The organism is Paraburkholderia steynii (assembly GCF_900100565.1).
Lineage (GTDB): Bacteria > Pseudomonadota > Gammaproteobacteria > Burkholderiales > Burkholderiaceae > Paraburkholderia > Paraburkholderia terrae.
In genome coordinates this window covers 154,754-174,327 of the sequence record NZ_FNDI01000009.1, presented here as the reverse complement: position 1 = coordinate 174,327, position 19,574 = coordinate 154,754, and the positions used below count along the sequence as shown (strand labels likewise).

Below are 19,574 nucleotides of genomic sequence, written 5' to 3'. Positions count from 1 at the left end.
GAAGTGATCAACTCAACTGCTCGCAGGCAGCAACCGCCGGTATTTATCGAGCACGCGCGGCACATACGAACGTGTTTCGGGAAACGACGGAATCCTGTAGCCCGCGCGTATCACGGCATTCTCGCCGGCGTTGTACGCGGCGAGCGCCAGTTCCATATCGTCCTTGAAGAGATCGAGCAAAAAGCGCAGATAGCGGGCGCCCGCAAGCACGTTGTCGCGCGGATTGAACATGTCGCCATCGGAGAAGCGGCGCGCCGTGTCCGGCATCAGCTGCATGAGGCCCAGTGCCCCTTTTTCGGAGACGGCGTTGGGGTTGTAGCGCGATTCGACGTCGATGACCGCGCGCAGGAGTTCCGGCTGCAAATGGAAGGTTTCGCTGGCCTCGACGATCACGGGTTCGAATTGCGCGGCGTCGGCATGCGTCGATTGCACAGGCTGTTTCGCGCGGGCTGGTGACGGCGGCGACGCGACGATCAGCGACATGCCCGTCTTGCCCGGCATATCGGTCAGCACGATTGCGCCGCTGCTGTCGACCTTGCCGAAAATATCGGCGTGTGCGGACTGCGCCAGAACCAGACCGAGCACGACGGCCGACAGAACGGATGGCGCGGAGGCTGTAGGTGCCGGTCGTGTCGCTGCATGCACGCGCATGATGGATCTCCGCTCGTGCTCTGATTGTGGTGCGCGGTCCAGAAGGCGGCAATGGGGCGATCTCCCCTTTTTCTGAGGCGGATGCGGAGGGCTTTCACCCACTGTACAGAAACGTTACAGGTGAGGCGGTTGCGGCAAGAGCGAATTCGTCGGGTGTTTTGGCGCGCAGGCACGCGCAAAGAAGGAAACGCAAAGCGGAGCATGCCGCGTGGGTGAAAACTGCCGGATAACGTGCCTCTCGCTGTTGAAAGGGACTTTTTTCGAAATATTACGGGCGCGTGAAACGGAAAGAAACCGATCAGGAATGAAACATTTTTGCGCGCAAAAATTACCGATCTTTGACAGTTTTTAAGTGGTCGGGCATGCCTACAGGTTCCGCGAGGATGGCAAGCTCCTTGCTCCTTCTGAGCCGGACGCAGGCCTGGTAGGGTTTTGCCGCCATGCGTTAGCATAACGAAATATATACGTAATGTTCAAGAAAGTAACAATCGAAAGAAGAAGAATTTTGTGCTCGCCATGTTATGGCACGCACACTTACACGACACGAGGAGCCGACCGTGAACATCAAACATCGCGTGATCATCGCAGAGGACCACGACCTGCTGCGCAACGGGTTGCGCTCGATGCTGTCGGCGCAAAGCGAATATGAAGTCGTGGGCGAGGCGCGTGACGGGAAGGAAGCGTGTCAGCTCGCCATGTCGCTGGCACCTGACCTGATCCTCATGGATCTGTCGATGCGCGGCATGAACGGCATCGACGCGACGGCGGCAATCAAGCGTCGCTCGCCGCTCGTGCATATCATCGCGTTGACCGTGCATCAGAGCGAGGAATATGTGCGCGAGGCGTTGCGTGCGGGTGTCGACGGTTACGTGCTGAAGGATGTCTCGTTCGACGAACTGCTCTTCGCGATGCGCACTGTCATGCAGGGCAAGAAGCATCTGAGCGCGGACGTCTATGGCTTCATGGTCGATTCGTTCGTGACGGGGCGCGAGATCGCCGCGCCGAAGAAAGCATGGGACCTGTTGACGGCCCGCGAACGCAGCGTGTTGAAGCTGATTGCGGAAGGGCGGACGAACCGGCAAGTGGGCCAGTATCTGAACCTGAGTCCGAAAACGATCGAGAAGTATCGCGCGAGCGTGATGCACAAGCTTGCGATCGAGAACGTGACGGAACTCGTGCTTGCTGCGATCAGCATGGGCCTGCTGACTTCACTCGCGTCGAAATGCGCGGAGCCTGAGACGGACGACGGGCTGTATCGTTTGCCCGTTGCCGGCGCGCAGGTGGACGGCGCGGCGGGCGAAGCGGAGAACGCCGCGTTGCCGCGCATGAGCGGCACGACGGCGGCCTAGCCAGGACATGCGTGCGCGCCGCGCGGCATGACATGCGAGGCGCTACAGAGGCCAGCATGCCGAGACTTCGGTGCCGTCGTCCGGGATTGCACTCACGGCGAACGTGCCGCCTTGCGTTTCGACGCGATGCTGCATGCCCGTCAGACCCAGGCCGTTCGAGCGGGCGTCGTCCGTGCGAAGTGGGTGTCCCTCGTAGCCAGTTCCATTGTCGCGTATGGTCAGCAGCAGATGCGATGCATTGCGCTGCAACTCGACGCGAATCTCCGAAGCAGCAGCATGCTTGACGATGTTATTGAGCGCTTCCTGCACCACGCGAAAGATATCCGCCTTCAGATGATCGGGGATTTCGCCGTCTTCGATGCCGCATGAAAACATCACGCGCAGCGTTTCGATGCTTTGCCCGACGCGCCGGCAGAGCGCGCCCAACGCGGCGGGCAGGCCGAGGCGTTCCAGCGCGAGCGGCCTCAGCTCTCCGCATATCTGCCGCATTTCACCGATCGTGTCGCGTATCTGCAGGACGGTTGCATCGAGCAGTTGCGCGGCGTCGTCGGCCTGGCCGCGCCGCAAGCGCATGCGCGCGTCTTCCACCATCAGCTTGATCAACGTCAGCGCCTGACCCATGCCGTCGTGAAGCTCGGCGGCGAGACGCTCGCGTTCACGCTGCTGGCCCATCATGAGCCAGGTTGTTGGTTTGCGCGCGTCGTCCGCAGGTGGCTGGGCGCTTTGGGACTTCTTCCTTCCCAGCGACGCGAGCGGCTCGGCGAGCAACATCAGCCGGAGCAGTGCGCCGCCGTGGCTCGGTGCAAAAGCCTGCTGGTACACATGCAATGGCATTCGATGGCCGGTTCGGCCCGTGAGCGTGACGTCGAACGTGTGGAACACATGGTCTGCGGTGTCGTGCAGTTGCTGTTCGACGGCCGCGTGATCTTCTTCATGCGCGAGGTCCGCGAGAGGCTTGCCGGCGAGATCGGCACTCGCATAACCGAGCAGCGCGGCGGCGCTGCGATTCGTGCTGACGATCGCGCCTTCGGCGGTCGTCAAGGCGAGCGCGGCGCCGCGCGCGTCGCTGATGTGCGCCGTCTGCTGCGTGTCGCGCATGGCGTTGCCCAGCTTGCGCATCGCGTCGATCAGATCGCGCAGCTTGACGGGCGGTTCAGGCGACGTAGTGGCATGCATGGGCGCTCCCGTCTGGTTGACCCGAAAAACTCTGAAGCCGCTGTGGGATTGTAGGCCGCGCGCCGCGCGCACGGCAACGGGGCACGTGCTGCGTTTCGCACGGGGAACACCCGTACCGTCTGGCGCGGGGTATTACGCAGGTGGAACTCCCCTACTGTGCTTTGGGGAGCTTCATCCAATGACGTCCCACAGACGATTGACGAGACTGGTCGAGCAAGGGCGAATTGCGCGCCGTGCCCTGGTTCGCAGCCCGTTGCTTCATGAAGAGGAGGTCGCGATGAACACCCACAGGCTCGTAATCGGAGCGCTCATTCTGACGGGCGCGGGATTCACGGCGCTACCCGCGTTGAGCGCCGAGGACGAACAGGCGCCCGCAGCCGATGCGGCGATGGCGGCGCAACATCACGACGCCTCGATGAACATGGACGAGGCAAAAAGCGATGACCCGATCGCGGAGACGGCTGCAAAGGCAGCACAAGACAACGCGCCGACCAGTGCCGAGCTGCAAGGCATGACGGCAAAGCAGCGCGTGATGAAGGAAGCGGCAGCAGCGCAGGCAGCAGCGAAAGCCACGGAAGAAAAAGACGTCGCGACGGAAGAGGCGCCCGCGCACGATGCCCACGCGATGCCGGCCGACATGCCGATGGACAACATGCCGATGCCCGCCGCGCATGACACGGCCGCGCCCGCGGACGCCATGCCCCCGCACGACGAACAGTCGAAAGACAAGCTTCACTCCATGTCCGGCGAGCACGAGATGCACACGCATCATCACGACATGGCGCCAGGCACGACACGCACCACGGTGGACTACGCGTTGCCGCCCATCACGCTGGTGCGCGACGACGGCGAGTCCGTTTCGCTCGTCGACGAACTGAACGACGGCCGCCCCGTGGTGTTGACGTTCATCTACACGTCATGCACGACGATCTGCCCGATGGTCAGTCAGACCTTCGAGCAATTGCAGGAGGAACTCGGCAGCGAGCGCGACAACGTGCATATGGTGTCGATCTCGATCGATCCCGAAGAGGACACGCCCGCGCGCCTCAAGGCCTACGCTGAGCGCTTCGGTGCGGGCCCGGAGTGGCAATACTACACGGGCACGGTGGAAGCGAGCGTCGCCGCGCAGCGCGCGTTCAACGTCTATCGCGGCGACAAGATGAACCACACGGCCGTCGCGTTCTTCCGCGCCGCGCCGGGCAAGCCGTGGCTGCGCCTGGATGGTCTCGCGACTCCCGACGAACTGTTGAGCGCCTATCACGAGATCGTCGCCCGCAACGGTTCGTGAACGCACCGCGCGGAGGTGTCAACGTGGAGAAGATCCACCGGGTGCTGATCGCCGAAGACCAGCCGCTGCTGCGCGGGGGGCTGTGCTCGATGGTCCGCGCGTTGCAGCACTACAGCGTCGCGGGCGAGGCGGGCGACGGCGTCGAGGCGTGCAGCCTCGCCGTGACGCTGATGCCCGACCTGATCCTGATGGACCTGTCGATGCCCGGCAGAAGCGGCGTCGAAGCGATCGCGCACATCAAGCGGCAAGCGCCGCAGATCAGGATCATCGCGCTGACCATCCACGCGAGCGATATGCATATGCGCGAGGCGCTGGCGGCAGGTGTCGATGGCTATGTGCTCAAGGACGCGGCGTTCGACGAGCTTGTCGAGGCGATGCGTCTGGTCATGCTCGGCCAGCGCAACGCGACGCTCGACGAATATGGCGCGCGACAGGGCGAGCCGCGCGGCCAGCCTCCGAACGGGCAGCATGCGCAGATGTGGAGCGCGCTGACCTGCCGCGAGCGCGTCGTGCTGCGTCTCGTTGCCGAGGGCTGCACCAATCGCGAAGTGGGCGAGCAGTTGCGCCTGAGTCCCAAAACCATCGAGAAACATCGCGCCAGCCTGATGCGCAAGCTCGGCGTATCGAATGCGGCGGGACTCGTGCATGCGGCGCTCGATCTCGGCGTGCTCGCGCTGCCCGAAGACACGGGCAATGGGTTGAACTACTTCGTTTGAACGGTAAAGAACGGGAGGGTCTTTACCCATCTGTTTGCACGAGTCTCCCTACTTCGCGCGCGTGCGGGCCTGAACAACAATTCACACAGGCGTGCGGCCTGCGCGACACGCGCGGCATTCCACAGGGAGGACCACACCGTGAGCGACATTCTGTTCACGTCCACATGCGGCAGACGCATCGATACGCATGCACGGCAAGCTGCGCGCGAGCGAGGCTTCACGCTGCTCGAACTGCTGGTGGTCATGGTCATCATCGGATTGCTGGCGGGTCTCGTCGCTCCGCGCTATTTCGAGCAGATCGGCAAGTCGAACACGAAGATCGCGCGCGCGCAGATCGAATCGCTCGGCAAGGCGCTTGATCAATACAGGCTCGATGTCGGCGCATACCCGACTACGGAAGAGGGCCTGCAGGCGCTGATGACAAAGCCGCAGGACGCGCCGCACTGGAGCGGTCCCTATCTGCAGAAGGCCGTGCCGCCTGACCCGTGGGATCGCCCCTATCAGTACCGGTCTCCCGGCGAGCATGGCGACTACGACCTGTATTCGTACGGCAAGGGCGGTCAGCCAGGCGGCTCGGGCGAGAACGCGACCGTGTCGTCCTGGTGAACGGTGCGAGGAGAAGCGACGTGAAGTATGTGCTGCGGGTCTTCGATACGAACGGGGCGGTGCAGACAGTGCGCGTCGAGAGCGATTCGACGGCAGCGGCCGCGTCTCTCGCTCGCGCGCGCGGGCTGCGTGTCGTATCGGTGCGCGGCGAGCGCGGCAGCGCGCGTTTGCGTCTGCGCACACCCGCGCTCGCGCGCGGCAAGTTCAATGTCGAACTCTTCGCGCGCGAACTCGCGGCGCTGCTCTCGGCGGGCGTCGGCGTGGTCGATGCGTTGCGCACGCTCGCGAGCAACGAGCGCCGCGAACGCTCCGCCGCCGTGTATCGCGGGCTGTTGCGGCGGCTCGAAGAAGGCCAGTCGTTGTCGGCGGCGCTCGAACAGGCCAGCGACGTTTTCCCCGCCGTGCTCGTCGCCTGCGTGAAAGCGAGCGAGCAGACGGGCGGTCTCGCAGACAGTCTCACGCGCTATTCGCGCAACAGCGCGATGCTGCATGAACTGCGGGGGCGGGTCGTGTCCGCGGCGATCTATCCGACGGTGCTACTGGTGGTTGGCGCGGTAGTCGTGCTCTTTCTGTTGGGCTTCGTCGTCCCGCGCTTCGCGACGCTGCTCGAACATAGCGGGCGCGAACTACCGCTTCTTTCTCAACTGCTGATCGCGTGGGGCAGCATGGTTCACGCGCATGGCAAGGAACTCGCAATCGCCTTCGCCGTGCTCGCGTTCGCTGCGTCGATCGTGCTGCGCCGCCCTTCCGCGCGCGACTGGATTGCCGACCGCATGCTCGCGTTGCCGGGCATCGGCGAATACTTTCGGGTGTTCCGTCAATCGCAGTTCTTCCGCACCACGGCGATGCTGGTCGACGGCGGCATCCCGGCCATCCGTGCGTTCGATCTTGCGCGTGGGCTCGTGGGTCGTTCCGATCAGGCATCGCTTGCGCGTGCGCTCGATCAGGTGCGCAACGGCGCAAAGATTTCGGACGCGTTCCAGCAGGCGTCGCTGGCTGATGCGATCACGTACCGGCTATTGACCGTCGCGGAGAAAACGGGCGGTCTCGGGCCCGTGCTCGACCGGATAGCGGCGTTTCAGGAATCACAGGTGGCGCGCGCAATCGATCTGATCTCACGGCTGATCGAGCCTGCGATGATGATCTTCATTGGCATCGTGATCGGCGGCATTGTCGTGCTGATGTACATGCCGATCTTCGAAATCGCATCGAGCGTTCAATAGCAGGCGAGGATGTCATGGACACGGCGAGCATGGCGAACGGCATCGGCGGAACGGGCGGCGTCGATCTGCGCGATGCGCTGCGCACTCTCGCCGAGCGTCATGGATCGGGCCTGCGCGCGCTCGAAGATCTGCTTACGCAAATGCCCGTCAGCCCCGACGAAGTGCTCGCGCAACTCGCCGTGCAATGTCACATGCAGCCGATCACGATGCATGCGCTGAACGCGCTGCAACCGGATTTCGACGTCGTACCGTTCGTCGAGGCGACGACCCGGCTGTGCATATGCTTTCGCGATACCGAAGATTCCGCGGCGGGACGCGGCCTGTTGTTCGTGATCGCCGATCCGCTCGACCGGCGCACGCGCGGCAGTATCGAGCAACGCATGCGCGCGCGGCCTGCCGTGCCGTATCGCTGGGCGCTCGCGAGTATCGGCGACATCACCGCGTGGCTGGCGGTGCGCGAGAAGGACGTGCGCGCGATGGACTCGCTAGCGTTCGACCAGACCACCCAGCATGCCGCTGATCCCGCGTCGCTGGCGCTGACGCTGCAGGGCATCAGCAACGACGACAGCGCCGTTGTGCGCCTGCTGAATTCGACGATCTACGACGCCCTCAAAATGATGGCGAGCGACATCCACCTCGAATGCCGCGCGCATGGGCTGATGATCAAATGCCGTGTCGACGGCGTGCTGACGGTGGTGGGGCGCGTCGAAGGGCGCGACGTCGCGGATCAGGTGCTGTCGCGCGTGAAAGTCATTTCCGAACTCGACATTGCCGAGCGCCGCGTGCCGCAGGACGGCCGTTTCAAGGCCGTCTATGCGGGCCGTGAGATTGATTTTCGCGTGTCGATCATGCCGAACCAGTTCGGCGAAGACGCGGTGCTGCGGATTCTGGATCGCTATCAGCTGTCGCAGGCGTCGGGAGGACTCACGCTCGAAGCGCTCGGTTTCCAGCAGGAAGACACGCGCTTCATGCGCACGGTCGCCGCGATGCCGTACGGCATGCTCCTCGTCACGGGGCCGACGGGCAGCGGCAAGACGACGACGCTCTACGCGATCCTCACGGAGATCAACGACGGACTTGAAAAGATCGTGACCATCGAAGACCCGGTCGAGTACCAGCTGGGCGACATTCTGCAGATTCCCGTCAACGAGGCAAAAGGGCTGACATTCGCGCGCGGCCTTCGCTCGATCCTGCGCCACGATCCAGACAAGATCATGGTCGGTGAAATCCGCGATCCGGAGACGGCGCAGATTGCGGTGCAGGCGGCATTGACGGGCCACCAGGTCTTCACGACCGTACACGCGAACAATGTGTTCGACGTGATCGGCCGCTTCACGAACATGGACGTCGACCCGTACAGCTTCGTGTCGGCATTGAACGGCGTGATCGCGCAACGGCTCTTGCGCCAGTGCTGCCCGGACTGTGTCGCGGAAGATACCGTCGATGCCGATGCGCTCGCGCGATCGGGCATCGATCCGGATGCGGCGGGCGGCTATCTGTTCCGGCGCGGCATGGGATGCGCAGCCTGCCGCGGTAGCGGCTATCGCGGACGGCGCGCCGTCGCGGAAGCGTTGCGCATGGACGACGAACTGCGGCAACTGCTGTCCGAACGCGCGCCGCTTACGCAGATCAAGGCGGCCGCATTCCGGCAGGGCATGAAGACGCTGCGAAGTGCGGCGATCAAGCTCGTGCGGCAGGGCGAGACGACCCTCGAGGAGATCAACCGTGTCACCATGGTCGATTGATTCGCCCGTCGCGGACATCAACATCGGCATCGGCACGCGCGAGGTCGCCGTGGGGCCGCGCCGGCCGCACTGGACGCCGGCGCGCAAGCCCACTTCGCCCGCCGGGCCGCGCAGCGTGCCGATGCCCGAAACGCAATGGTTCACGCAAGCGGGTGTATTCGACGCACTTCGCGCAGCGCTCGAACCCACGCCGGATGGCGTCGTGCCGCAAGCGCCTTCCCGAACGCGCGGCGTCCATATCGTGCTCGACGACTTCTGGGGCAACCACGCGATACTGCGTGGCGACTTCCGCACGTTGCGCGCGCGAGAAGTCGACGAGATCGCGCGTGCGCATTTCGTCGATACGTATGGTGTCGATGGAGAGACCATCGTTGTGCGCGCGTGCGTACAGCGTGGCGGACGCGCTATGTTTGCCAGCGCGTTGCCGCGCGCGCTGGTGGATGGGATGGGCGAGGCGAGTGCGTCGGCCGGCGCCCGCATGCTGGCGCTGAAACTGTGCCTGCCTGAAATGCTCAACCGGACGCTGCCCAGCATGCCTCGCGCCAACGCGATGATCGTGTTCGCCGCCGACGCATTGATCCAGGCTGTGCTGATAGAAGCGGGCTGCTGGGCCTGTTATGACGTGCAGCGCCTTTTCGCAGGCGACGCATGCGATCCATCAAAAGTCACGCTACTCGCGGAACAGGCGTTCGAGCGCTGCGCGGAACGCACGACGCTCAGACGCGAGGATTGCGCGCTGGGCTTCTACGGCCCCGGCAATGCAATCGATCTCGCCGCGCTGCAAGCGCGCTTTGCGAGCGTGACTACGCTGGCTCCGCCGAATGCCTGTGATGAACTCGAGGGCGGCGAGAGCTTCGCGCGCCATCTGCTGGAGTACGCGCAATGATCCAGCGGCTCGACATCGACTTCGCTCGCCGCCGGCCGCGCCTCGCGCCAGCGGGACTCATCGTGCTGTGCATCGCGATTTGCGCGCTGCTTGCGAGCGGCGTGCGGCTGTGGCAGGCATTCGATGGCAACGAGCAGGCGCAGGAACGGCTGGACGAGGCGCGTCATCGTGTGCTCGCCAAAGCGCATCTCGTCAGGGCGCAACCAACGCCTGCAGCGATGCATGCGGAAAAGCAGAGTCTTGCGGTGCTGAGTGAACTGACGGTGCCGTGGCAAGACCTGTTGTCGATTGTCGAGGACTATCCGGACCATGATGTCGCGCTGATCGGCATCGATCAGAATCCGGTGCAGAGCCAGATTCGCATTACGGCAGAAGCGAAGAACTTCGACGCGATGATCGCGTATCTGCGCTATCTGCAATCGAGCAAGCTGTTGCGCGAGGCCGTGCTCAACGATCACGAGATCGAAGCCAATGTTCCGGGCACGCCCGTCCGGTTTCAGGTTACCGCCGTGTGGAGCCGCTCATGAACGTCGAGCTTCTGCGCGAGCGCTGCCTGACCTTGCGTTTCGAATTGATGCGGCGCTTCGGTATAGCGGGGCTCACAGGCATCGCGTTGTTGTGTGCTGCTGTCGTCGTGGCCGATAGCGCGATACGCATGCAAAGGGACACGATCGCGCTGTCGAACGAGGTTCGGCCTGCGCGTGCCGCGAAGACGGCAGACGTTGCCCGCGACACGGGCTCGTACGCGGATACCGCCGTGCTCGCGAGCTTGCCCGATCTGTTTCCGCGTTTCGCGCATAGCGCGGACGATATCGCGGCGATACTCGCGCACGCCCGCGACAGCAATCTGGCAGTCGGCTCGGCGGAATACGTCATCGTTGCCGATCCGGGTGGACGTTACGTGCGCTATCAGATGCTGCTGCCCGTCAAGGATCAGTACGTCACGATTCGCCGGTTTCTTGCGTCGGTGCTCAACAGCGTGCCGAATGCGGCGTTGCGTGAGATTCACGTCGAACGGCCCGCCGTGGACGGCAGCGTGCTCGATGCGCGCGTCCGGTTCGAACTCGTCTACGGGACGGCGCGGCCATGAGTTCCGTTTTCGTTCGCCGCTCCCTGCTGGGCATGTGCCTGATCGCGACGATTGCGCTTTCGGTGAAGGCGTGGCGCGCTCCGGAAGGAACGTCGGCGATGGCGGCTGTGAGTGTCGCGCGTCATGACGCCGCGTTGACGGCTTCTTCGGGTCGCGCTGCGGCAAAACACGACCGCGCGACATCGCCCGGCAAAGCAACGCAGGCAGCGAGCGAAAAGACCGCGAACGAAAAGCTCGCGGCATTGCGCAAGCCCATGTCGCTCGAATCGCGTAACAACCCGTTTGCCGCGTCGTCGTGGCTGCCGCCTCCGCCCCCACCCGTACAGGCCGCGCCCGAGCCTCCGCCGCCGCCGACCGCGCCGCCCGTGCCGTATGTGTACCTGGGGAAACTGGACGGCTCGACGCTCAAGCCACGTGTCTTCCTGAGCAGTGGCGATCAGTTGGTGATCGTGTCTCAGGGCGAAGTGCTCGATGGACAGTATCGCGTCGAGTCGATCTCCGACGCCGACATCGTGCTGATGTATCTGCCGTTGAACCAGAGGCAGGTCATATCCATGCAAAGCGAAGGAAAATGAGCGAAGGAACATAAATGACAGCCGCATGCAGCCGCGATCGGAGCCGCAACGGGGACAGCGGCTCATCTACGCGCTATCCACCGCATTCCGCGCCCCTCACGCATGGCTCGCCCCGCGTGCTGCTCACGAAGCGCCAGGCCGCGTGCATCGCGTTGGCCGTGCTGGCGTTGGGCGGTTGCGTGACACCGCCCGCTACGCGCCAGAACGATCCCACCAACGCGCAATTGCAGATCGACTATCTGCATGATCGCGACGCGCGCGTGAATGCATTGCTCGACGATGCGGACGCGTACCGCGCGAGCTATCAGTATGACCTCGCGGTCCAGGCGCTTGGCCAGGCTTACCAGATCGACCCGACGAGCGAGCGCGGCCGCAAGATCGGCGCCGCGCTCGACCGTGACCGGCGCGACCTCACGAGTTTGCAGGAAGCGGACCGCATGATGCAGCGCGGCTCGTATGCGCTCGCGGAAGAGCGCGTGCATCGGGTGCTGGCGCAGAACCCGACCAATCCGATGGCGCAGCAGATGCTCAGGAATATCCAGGACAAACGTAATCAGCAGCGCGCGCTGAAGGAGGAAAAGATCACCGCGTCGTCCATCATGCGAACGCCTGTCACGCTGCAGTTTCGCGACGCCAATGTGCGGATGGTGTTTGAAGCGCTGTCGAAAACGACGGGGCTCAACGTGATTTTCGATCGTGACGTGCGCGCCGACCTGAAGACGACCATCTTCGTGACGAACGCGACGCTGCAGGACACCGTCGACATGATCCTGATGCAGAGCCAGCTCGACAAGAAGCAACTGAACGCGAATACGCTCTTCATCTATCCGGCGACGCCGGCGAAGGAACTGGAGTATCAGGAACTGAAGGTGCGCACGTTCCAGCTGTCGAATGTCGATGCGAAGCAGATTCAGGGCTTGCTGAAGAGCCTGCTGAAGCTGAAGGAAGTGGTGGTCGACGAACGGTCGAACACCGTCACGATACGCGGCACGCCGGATACGATCCGCGTGGCCGAGGAAATGATCGCCGCGCAGGACATTCCCGAGCCTGAAGTGATGATGGAGGTTCAGGTACTGGAAGTCTCGCACGATCGCATGACTGACCTTGGCATCGAATGGCCGAACACGTTCACCATGTCGACACCCGCCACGGCCAATACCTGGGGCGAGTTGCACCATCTGCCTATCAATGCGCTCAACGTGAGCGGCCTGTCAGCGACGGCCAATTTCAAGCTGAGCGACACCGATGCCAACCTGCTCGCCAGTCCGCGCATTCGCGCGCGCAACAAGGAGAAGGCGCGCATCCTGATCGGCGACAAGGTGCCCGTGATTTCGAGTTCGAGCACGCCGAGCACGAGTGGACCTTCCTATACGCAGATGGTCCAGTACCTCGACGTCGGCATCAAGCTCGAAGTCGAGCCGCAGGTCTATCGGGACGGCGATGTCGGCATCAAGCTGAATCTGGAAGTGAGCAACATCACCAAGGTTATCCAGAGTGACAGTTCGCAGGCAGGGCTGACGACACTTGCTTATCAGATCGGCACGCGTAACGCGTCGACGAGTCTGCGTTTGCGCGACGGCGAAACGCAGATTCTCGGTGGCCTGATTTCCGATCAGGACAGAACGACGGCTGACAAGGTGCCGGGCCTCGGCCAGTTGCCCGTGCTCGGTCGGCTCTTCTCCAATCACAACGGCGACCACGTGAAGACGGAGATCGTGCTGCAGATCACACCGCATATCGTGCGCCCGCAGATCGCCGCTGACGCGGATACGCAGGAAGTCTGGTCGGGCACGGACGTCAACGTACACTCGGAGCAGTTGCGGCTCGACCCGGTCGTCGCGGAACTGGAACCGGCGGTGCCGCGTCCCGTCGTCCGTACGCCCGGCAGCGTGGGCGGCGGCACGACGGGTGGTGCGGCCTCCACGCCGCACAGCAGCACGCAGGGCCGGCCAACAACCCAGCCGCCCGCGAGCGCGTTCGGTCAGTTGCCTCCGGCGCCACGCACGGCGCCGCCGCAGCAACCGTACGGCGGCCGCTATTCGACCTTGCCTGCGCCGCCCGCTAACGGCGTCACGCCGCCTGTCGATCAAGGGGCCGCCGAGGCGCAGTCGAACGGCGAGAACGGCAACGGCAGCACGCCACAGACCCCGTCCGCAGCACCCGGTGCGCAGATGGCGCCTCCGCCTCCGCCCGCACCCGCGCTGTCAGCGCCGACCGCACCTCCGTCGAATCTCGTGATGCCGCCAGGCGACATGCCGAGCGACAACCCGCTGCGTCCGATCCAGAACGGCGGGTACTGAACGATGTCTCGCCTTGTGCGTCCAGACCGTTGCCGCATCGCGCGCCGTGCGAGGCCGCGTGGCTTCACGCTGGTCGAACTCGTGATCACGCTTGCGCTCGTCGGCATTCTGGCGCTTGCTGTCGTGCCTTTTTCACAATTGATCGTGCAGCGCGAAAAGGAACAGCAACTAAGCGGCGCATTGCGCGAGATTCGTACCGCCCTCGACGCGTACAAGGAAGCGAGCGACGCCGGTCTTGTCGAGCGGGAAGCGGAAGCTTCCGGCTATCCGCCATCGCTTGCGGTGCTGGTGGACGGCGTGAAGAACGTGAAGGACCCGAAGGGCGGCCTGCTGATGTTCCTGCGCCGCGTGCCGCGCGACCCGTTCTTCGCAGGCGACGCCGATACACCGCCCGAAGACACCTGGAGCCTGCGCGCGTTCGGCGACCCGCCCGCGCATGCCGACGGCAGCGATGCTTCGGAACGCGGCAACGCGGGGAAGGACGTATTCGACGTTACGTCGAAGTCGGATCGCGTCGGTATCAATGGCATTCCCTATCGACAGTGGTGAGCGCGACCATGAAACGCATCGATACGCGCCGGCGCGATGCCGGCTTCACGCTGATCGAACTGGTGGTCGTGATGGCGATCATCGGGCTGTTGCTGACCATCGCGCTGCCGAGTTACATGCACAGCATCGATCGCGGCAAGGAGCAGGTGCGCGCGCAGAATCTCGCTGTGATGCGCGATGCGATCGACAAGTACTACGGTGACAACGCTGCCTATCCTGATACGCTCGACGAACTTGTGACGCGCCACTATCTGCGCACGATTCCCGTCGATCCCGTCAACGGTGACGACAAATGGGCGGTCGTCGCGTCGCCGGATGACACGAAGCCGGGTGTCTACGATATCGTGCCTGCCAGCAGCCCGCAGGGCGCGGCTTCGGGTGACGCGGGAGCAGGCAAATGAGGTTCGGCGCAGCGTGTGGCCGCCGAATGACTGCGCATGTCGGGCATGTCGCGCGCGATCGCGGTCTCGTGATGTTGACGTTGCTGATCGCGTTGATGCTGCTCTCCGTCGCGCTGATGGGCGCGCTCGATGTCTGGTCGCTGCAACGCAAACACGAAAACGAACAGCAACTGCTGTTTGTCGGCAACCAGTACCGGCTCGCGATATTGCGCTACTACCGCGCTGGGCGCACGCTGCCCGCTTCCGTCGATGAACTGCTCAACGACACGCGTGTTCCCGAGTCGCTGCATCATCTGCGGCGCGCGTATGCCGATCCCATCACCGGGCAGAACGATTGGGTCTATATTTATCAGGCGGGACGGTTGGCGGGCTTGCACAGCAATTCGATGGATGCGCCGATCAAGCGTGCCAACTTTCCCCGGCAGTTCGAAGACTTCGAAGGGCAGCAGACCTACGCAGGCTGGCAGTTCTTCTATTTGCCGCCGATGCAGCGCGGCTATTCCAACAGCGATACCCCGGCGAAGCCAGCGAGACCGGGTACAGCAGGCGCGCCATTCGATCCGATGAACGACGGATTGACGCACTACACGCCCCGTCCCTTCGGCGCATCGCATTGACGATCAGTATCAAGCCGACTGAAATCCACCTGTTTGCATCTTCATCGTTGCAGGTCCAACGTCAAGGTTGTGTCATTGATTCTCATTACCTGGATGTTCACTGCGGCTTATGAGGTGTACCGCACACATGGCGAATGATTGATACGCAAAAGAGCCGTCGTCTTCTGAATAGAAAACAGATCTTAAGGCGTTCTTAAGCTGCACTCGCCGACACTTCCATTACGGTGCAATTTCGCTTCCTTGTCAGGGCGATCAGCTTTTCTTTCGAATCAGAATCAAACAGAGAGGCTTCATATGGACTCTGTGACGAGGAAGCTCTATCACGTTTGCCGCGTGAACCGCGCGCTGCCGGATGCGCTGCTGCCGACAAAGGGATGGGCGATCGACCGGATCGACATGAGTGCGCGGACGAAGCATCGGACACGGCTTGCTGCGGGCGCAGGTGGATTGCTCGATATTGCGTCGATGAAGTTTCCGCGCGACATGGAGCCGCTCTCGGAGGTGCTGGCGACGCGGGACGTAGGCTGGGTCGCGGCGCTTCAGCAGGGGCAACTGGAAGATGCCACCATCCGTTCTGTTGTGCGTAGTCACTGCATCAGCTACATCACGCTACCGACGACGGCCGTCGAACTCGGACATGCCGTGGGTCACGCGCGCGGCATGTGCTCACTGGGCGGAACCACGACGGCTGAATCGTTGACCGTTGTCGATGGTGACATGATCGGCTCGTGCGATGCGATGCTCCAGCTATTTCGCACGATGCGCAAGGTCGCGATGTGCAACGCACCCGTTCTTATCCAGGGGGAGTCGGGTACGGGCAAGGAACTGACTGCATTCGCCATTCACCGGCACTCGGATCGACACCATGGGCCGTTTGTCGCGATCAACTGCGGCGCGATCCCTGTACATCTCGTTACTTCGGAACTCTTCGGCTATGAGCGTGGCGCCTTCACGGGGGCGAATGAGCGGAAGACGGGACGCATTGAGTCGGCGAATGGCGGTACGGTGTTTCTCGACGAAATTGCCGATCTGCCGATGGAAAGCCAGGTGACGCTCCTGCGTTTTCTGCAGGAGCACAGCATCGAACGACTCGGAGGCCTGTGCTCGGTCGATGTGGACGTGAGAATCGTTTGTGCGACGAACGTCGATCTCGAACGCGCGGCGCGTGAAGGACGGTTTCGCGAGGATCTTTATCACAGGCTGAGTGTGCTCCAGATCGAAGAGCCGCCGCTGCGGGCACGAGGTGCCGACGTCGAGCTTTTGGCGCGGCATCTGCTTGATCAGTTGCGCGTGGATTCGCGCCGCCGGATTCGCGGCTTTTCCGACGACGCGATTCGGGCACTGCGTGCGCACGACTGGCCCGGCAATGTCCGCGAATTGAGGAATCGCGTGTGGCGTGCGGTTGTACTGTTCGACAACTCTGTCATCACGGCAAGTGACCTTGGCCTTGCGCACTATGTCGATGCGCGCACGATGTCGCTCGACCAGGTGCGGCGGCGTGCGGAGCAACAGGCAGTTGAAAGGGCCTTGCTGCGTCATCGCGGCAGAGTCGCGGACGCGGCGCGCGATCTTGGTATTTCGCGCGTCACGCTGTACCGGCTGCTCGAGTCGTATGGGTTCGATATTGCTTCGTTTCTGAGGGGCTTGCGCACCGATCGCTCGCTAACGGTGGTTCGCTAGGTTGCGCCGATGCATACCTGCGCCGAACGGCAGCCGCGAGCGTCTCGCCAACGACTTGCGATGACGCAGCGTATCCCTCCGGGCGCTGGAAGCAACACCTGCGGATCACAGGCACCCTCCCTTTTACCAACGATGCCGTAGACCTATCACGGCCGAGACTTGTGATTTAGTGGTCGATGGCGAAAGCGTATAGATCTGGGCGAATTTTGCATCGCCTGCGGCTTTCTGATAAATGCCAACCAGATACACATCCGTCCGCTTGCTCAGGAAGTAAATTGCGCCAGCGTTGACCTGATGCCATTTCGGACTTGTTTCCTGGGGACGGTATTGTCCCGTAGTGAAGACATATGCCGCCCCGAGCATCAGGTCCGGAAGAACATAATCGGTCAATGAGACTTCGAAGTTCTGCAGCGTCAGTCTGGATTCGTCGAGATATTCGAAGCGCGCGTTCGTATAGAGCAGCGACAGGTTCGCATTTCCAAACGCGTAGGCGCCACCTGTGCCGAACATTCGCTGCTTACTCACGCCTGCATTGGTCGCAGGGTTGGTAATGAACGGTGAAGTGAAGCCGTAGTCCCCGACCACCGCGCCATTGGGATTGGCGGGGTCATTCGGCATTTTGACCTGAAGGTAGGCTACTCCGAAGGAGAACGGTCCCCTGTGATATTGAGCAGCTGCGCTGATGGCGTTGTTGTCCGAGAAATCCCCAGCCTTGTTCGAAAAACCGTAGAGCCCTTCGAACTGGAATCCACCATATTCGACGCTCTTGTACTGCACCGCATTGTTAATGCGGAAAGTATCGAACACATTGTCGCTGTCGCCGATATGCGCGCCATATGCGGCAAACTGGCAGGCCGACGAAAAAATGCACAGCGTGACGGCCTCGTCATACTGGCGGCCGATCGTGACCGTACCCAGACTGTTCGATGACAAGCCTACGAAGGCTTGCCGTCCGAACAACCGCCCGCCTTGCGACAGGGCGCCAGTGCCGATGCTGTAACCGCCTTCCAGCGTAAAGATGGTCTTGAGTCCCCCGCCAAGGTCTTCGACCCCTCTCATGCCCCAACGCGGCGTCTGCATCGGTCCGCTTGCGAACTGCCAGGTCGAATGCCCCTGTTTGTCGGCTCCCTTCTGGTTGTTCGCATACACGATTCCGCTTGAGATCAAACCGTAGAGCGTTACGCTGCTTTGGGCGAATGCCGTCTGACAGGCGAGAGCGGTTGCCGCAATGACGATAGCGCGTCGAATCATGATTTCCTTGAGTGCTGGCTGATTGTTTGAAGTACAGCTCGATTAATTTAGGAAAACGAATTGGATGGTCTGCATGACGGACCTTGACGTACCGGCATGACGGATCTGACACGGATTGCATGAGCGAGGCCGTCTCTTGCCTGCCTCACTAGCGACCGATTCTTGCGGAACAAAAATCGCGTCGGCTAGCACTTAATTTGACCCGCAGTGAGCGAATTTTCAGAGCGGGTGATCGTGCAACGTGCGCGTCAGGTGCGCAGTGGAGATGTTGCACCATATCGGTGCATTCCGATGGGGTGAGCTAAAATCGGCATCACTCGTCTTCAAAATTGATGCTTGCGGGGACACTTTCGGCTGCTGAGAATGCACTTAGCCGGCAGCACTCGGAAAGCAACAGACCGGTTCCCCCTTGAATCCAGGACCATCGGAGGAGTGAAACATGTCAGTAGTCGAGAATGCGGGGCGCAGGCGTTTGCTGCGAATGACGCTCGCGGCGGGCGGCATGGCGGCGACAGGCGCACTGCTTTCGGTGCGCGCCCTAGCAGGTGAGAAATCGACCGTCAATATGCAGTTGGGATGGGTCCCGGGCGGCAATCAGGTTGGTGAGGTGGTCGCGAAGAGACTGGGTTTTTACCAGCAGGAAGGCATCGATTTCCAGATTCAACCAGGTGGCCCCAATATCGATGGCGTTGCGATCGTCGCCTCGGGGCGCTTTGAGACGGGCGAAATTTCATCGAGCCCATCGATCATGCTGGCCGTCTCGGAAGGGCTGCCGATCAAATGCATCGCCGCCGGACTGCAGCAGCATCCGTACACATTTTTCTCGTTGAAGAAGAACCCGATTCGCACGCCGCACGACATGATCGGCAAGCGCATTGGCATTCAGGCGACGGGAATGGTACTGCTCAAGGCGTTGCTGACCAAGAACAAGATTCCCGAAAGCCAGGTCAACATCGTGCCGATCGGCGCTGACATGATGCCGCTTCTGAGCGGGCAGGTGGATGCCGTCACCGGCTGGCAGACCAATACCACTGCGCTCAAGCCGCTTGGTGCGGATCGCGTCGATCTGCGGCTGTGGGACACGGGCGTGCGCCTCTATGCATTGCCGTACTACACGACAACGGCGACGCTGAAGGATCATCCCGATACGGTCAGCCGCTTCATGCGCGCAACGGCACGCGGATGGATTTATGCGAACACCCATCGCGATCAGGCCGTCGATTTGCTCATCAAGGAATACCCGAATCTGAATCATGCGGATGAGCGCATCGCGATCGATTCTTTGATGAGCTACGCCTTCAACCAGACAACGCAGACGCAAGGCTGGGGAGCGATGGACCCGAAGGTCTGGGAAGAACAGATCTCGACCTACGGACAGCTCGGCCAGTTCAGGGCGCATCAACCCAAGGTAGAGGACGTCATGACGATGGACGTGCTCAACGCTACCCGTTCCTCACGACTTCTGGTGTAA

General features: G+C 62.4%; 19 protein-coding genes. 16 read left to right on the top strand and 3 right to left on the bottom strand.

Features of this window, described 5'->3' with window-relative positions; all coding sequences use genetic code 11:
• Positions 1–12: 12 nt before the first annotated feature.
• Positions 13–651 (bottom strand): lytic transglycosylase domain-containing protein, encoded by a 639-nt coding sequence (locus BLT65_RS18235; protein WP_091779648.1) that lies wholly within the window; start codon positions 649–651, stop codon positions 13–15.
• 557 nt (positions 652–1,208) lie between these two features.
• Here BLT65_RS18235 and BLT65_RS18230 point away from each other — a divergent pair.
• On the top strand, positions 1,209–2,000 hold the full coding sequence (locus tag BLT65_RS18230; protein WP_042305368.1) for a response regulator: 792 nt from the start codon (positions 1,209–1,211) through the stop codon (positions 1,998–2,000).
• 42 nt (positions 2,001–2,042) lie between these two features.
• On the opposite strand, the gene BLT65_RS18225 is transcribed toward BLT65_RS18230, so the two are convergent.
• A complete protein-coding gene (locus BLT65_RS18225) occupies positions 2,043–3,176 on the bottom strand; it encodes a sensor histidine kinase (protein ID WP_091779646.1) in 1,134 nt (377 codons plus the stop codon).
• Positions 3,177–3,873: 697 nt separating this feature from the next.
• Between BLT65_RS18225 and BLT65_RS48725 the strand changes: the two genes are divergently transcribed.
• The 14 genes from BLT65_RS48725 (at position 3,874) to BLT65_RS18155 (ending at position 16,852) form a co-directional block, all read left to right on the top strand.
• Positions 3,874–4,464 carry an SCO family protein gene (locus tag BLT65_RS48725; RefSeq protein ID WP_416365640.1) on the top strand — a complete coding sequence of 197 codons (591 nt, stop codon included), beginning with the start codon at positions 3,874–3,876 and terminating at the stop codon, positions 4,462–4,464.
• A 23-nt stretch (positions 4,465–4,487) separates the two neighbouring features.
• Positions 4,488–5,180, top strand: a complete 693-nt coding sequence (locus BLT65_RS18215) for a response regulator (protein ID WP_167306502.1) — start codon at positions 4,488–4,490, stop codon at positions 5,178–5,180.
• Positions 5,181–5,318: 138 nt separating this feature from the next.
• Positions 5,319–5,786, top strand: a complete 468-nt coding sequence (gene gspG, locus BLT65_RS18210; RefSeq protein ID WP_042305289.1) for a type II secretion system major pseudopilin GspG — start codon at positions 5,319–5,321, stop codon at positions 5,784–5,786.
• Between the two features lie 20 nt (positions 5,787–5,806).
• Positions 5,807–7,009: a type II secretion system F family protein gene (locus BLT65_RS18205; protein WP_091779640.1), complete on the top strand. Its 1,203-nt coding sequence runs from the start codon at positions 5,807–5,809 to the stop codon at positions 7,007–7,009.
• 14 nt (positions 7,010–7,023) lie between these two features.
• Positions 7,024–8,754 (top strand): GspE/PulE family protein, encoded by a 1,731-nt coding sequence (locus tag BLT65_RS18200; RefSeq protein WP_042305287.1) that lies wholly within the window; start codon positions 7,024–7,026, stop codon positions 8,752–8,754.
• Positions 8,735–9,640, top strand: a complete 906-nt coding sequence (locus BLT65_RS18195; protein ID WP_091779638.1) for a hypothetical protein — start codon at positions 8,735–8,737, stop codon at positions 9,638–9,640. The genes BLT65_RS18200 and BLT65_RS18195 overlap by 20 nt, the downstream gene beginning before the upstream one ends.
• Positions 9,637–10,167, top strand: coding sequence for a hypothetical protein (locus BLT65_RS18190; RefSeq protein ID WP_091779636.1), 531 nt, complete (start codon positions 9,637–9,639; stop codon positions 10,165–10,167). The genes BLT65_RS18195 and BLT65_RS18190 overlap by 4 nt, the downstream gene beginning before the upstream one ends.
• Positions 10,164–10,730 (top strand): hypothetical protein, encoded by a 567-nt coding sequence (locus tag BLT65_RS18185; protein WP_091779635.1) that lies wholly within the window; start codon positions 10,164–10,166, stop codon positions 10,728–10,730. The genes BLT65_RS18190 and BLT65_RS18185 overlap by 4 nt, the downstream gene beginning before the upstream one ends.
• Positions 10,727–11,305, top strand: a complete 579-nt coding sequence (locus tag BLT65_RS18180) for a hypothetical protein (RefSeq protein ID WP_091779633.1) — start codon at positions 10,727–10,729, stop codon at positions 11,303–11,305. The genes BLT65_RS18185 and BLT65_RS18180 overlap by 4 nt, the downstream gene beginning before the upstream one ends.
• Positions 11,306–11,319: 14 nt before the next feature.
• Complete coding sequence (locus BLT65_RS18175) at positions 11,320–13,605, top strand: secretin N-terminal domain-containing protein (RefSeq protein ID WP_244186520.1); 2,286 nt, start codon at positions 11,320–11,322, stop codon at positions 13,603–13,605.
• A 3-nt stretch (positions 13,606–13,608) separates the two neighbouring features.
• Positions 13,609–14,154 carry a type II secretion system protein gene (locus tag BLT65_RS18170; protein WP_091779631.1) on the top strand — a complete coding sequence of 182 codons (546 nt, stop codon included), beginning with the start codon at positions 13,609–13,611 and terminating at the stop codon, positions 14,152–14,154.
• An 8-nt stretch (positions 14,155–14,162) separates the two neighbouring features.
• Positions 14,163–14,555 carry a type II secretion system protein gene (locus tag BLT65_RS18165; protein WP_091779846.1) on the top strand — a complete coding sequence of 131 codons (393 nt, stop codon included), beginning with the start codon at positions 14,163–14,165 and terminating at the stop codon, positions 14,553–14,555.
• Positions 14,552–15,172, top strand: a complete 621-nt coding sequence (locus tag BLT65_RS18160) for a hypothetical protein (protein ID WP_091779629.1) — start codon at positions 14,552–14,554, stop codon at positions 15,170–15,172. Before BLT65_RS18165 ends, BLT65_RS18160 begins: the two co-directional genes overlap by 4 nt.
• Positions 15,173–15,466: 294 nt before the next feature.
• A complete protein-coding gene (locus BLT65_RS18155) occupies positions 15,467–16,852 on the top strand; it encodes a sigma-54 dependent transcriptional regulator (RefSeq protein WP_091779627.1) in 1,386 nt (461 codons plus the stop codon).
• Between the two features lie 123 nt (positions 16,853–16,975).
• Here BLT65_RS18155 and BLT65_RS18150 read toward each other — a convergent pair whose 3' ends face one another.
• Positions 16,976–18,103: a porin gene (locus BLT65_RS18150; RefSeq protein ID WP_091779625.1), complete on the bottom strand. Its 1,128-nt coding sequence runs from the start codon at positions 18,101–18,103 to the stop codon at positions 16,976–16,978.
• 439 nt (positions 18,104–18,542) lie between these two features.
• Between BLT65_RS18150 and BLT65_RS18145 the strand changes: the two genes are divergently transcribed.
• Positions 18,543–19,574, top strand: a complete 1,032-nt coding sequence (locus BLT65_RS18145; protein ID WP_042305278.1) for an ABC transporter substrate-binding protein — start codon at positions 18,543–18,545, stop codon at positions 19,572–19,574.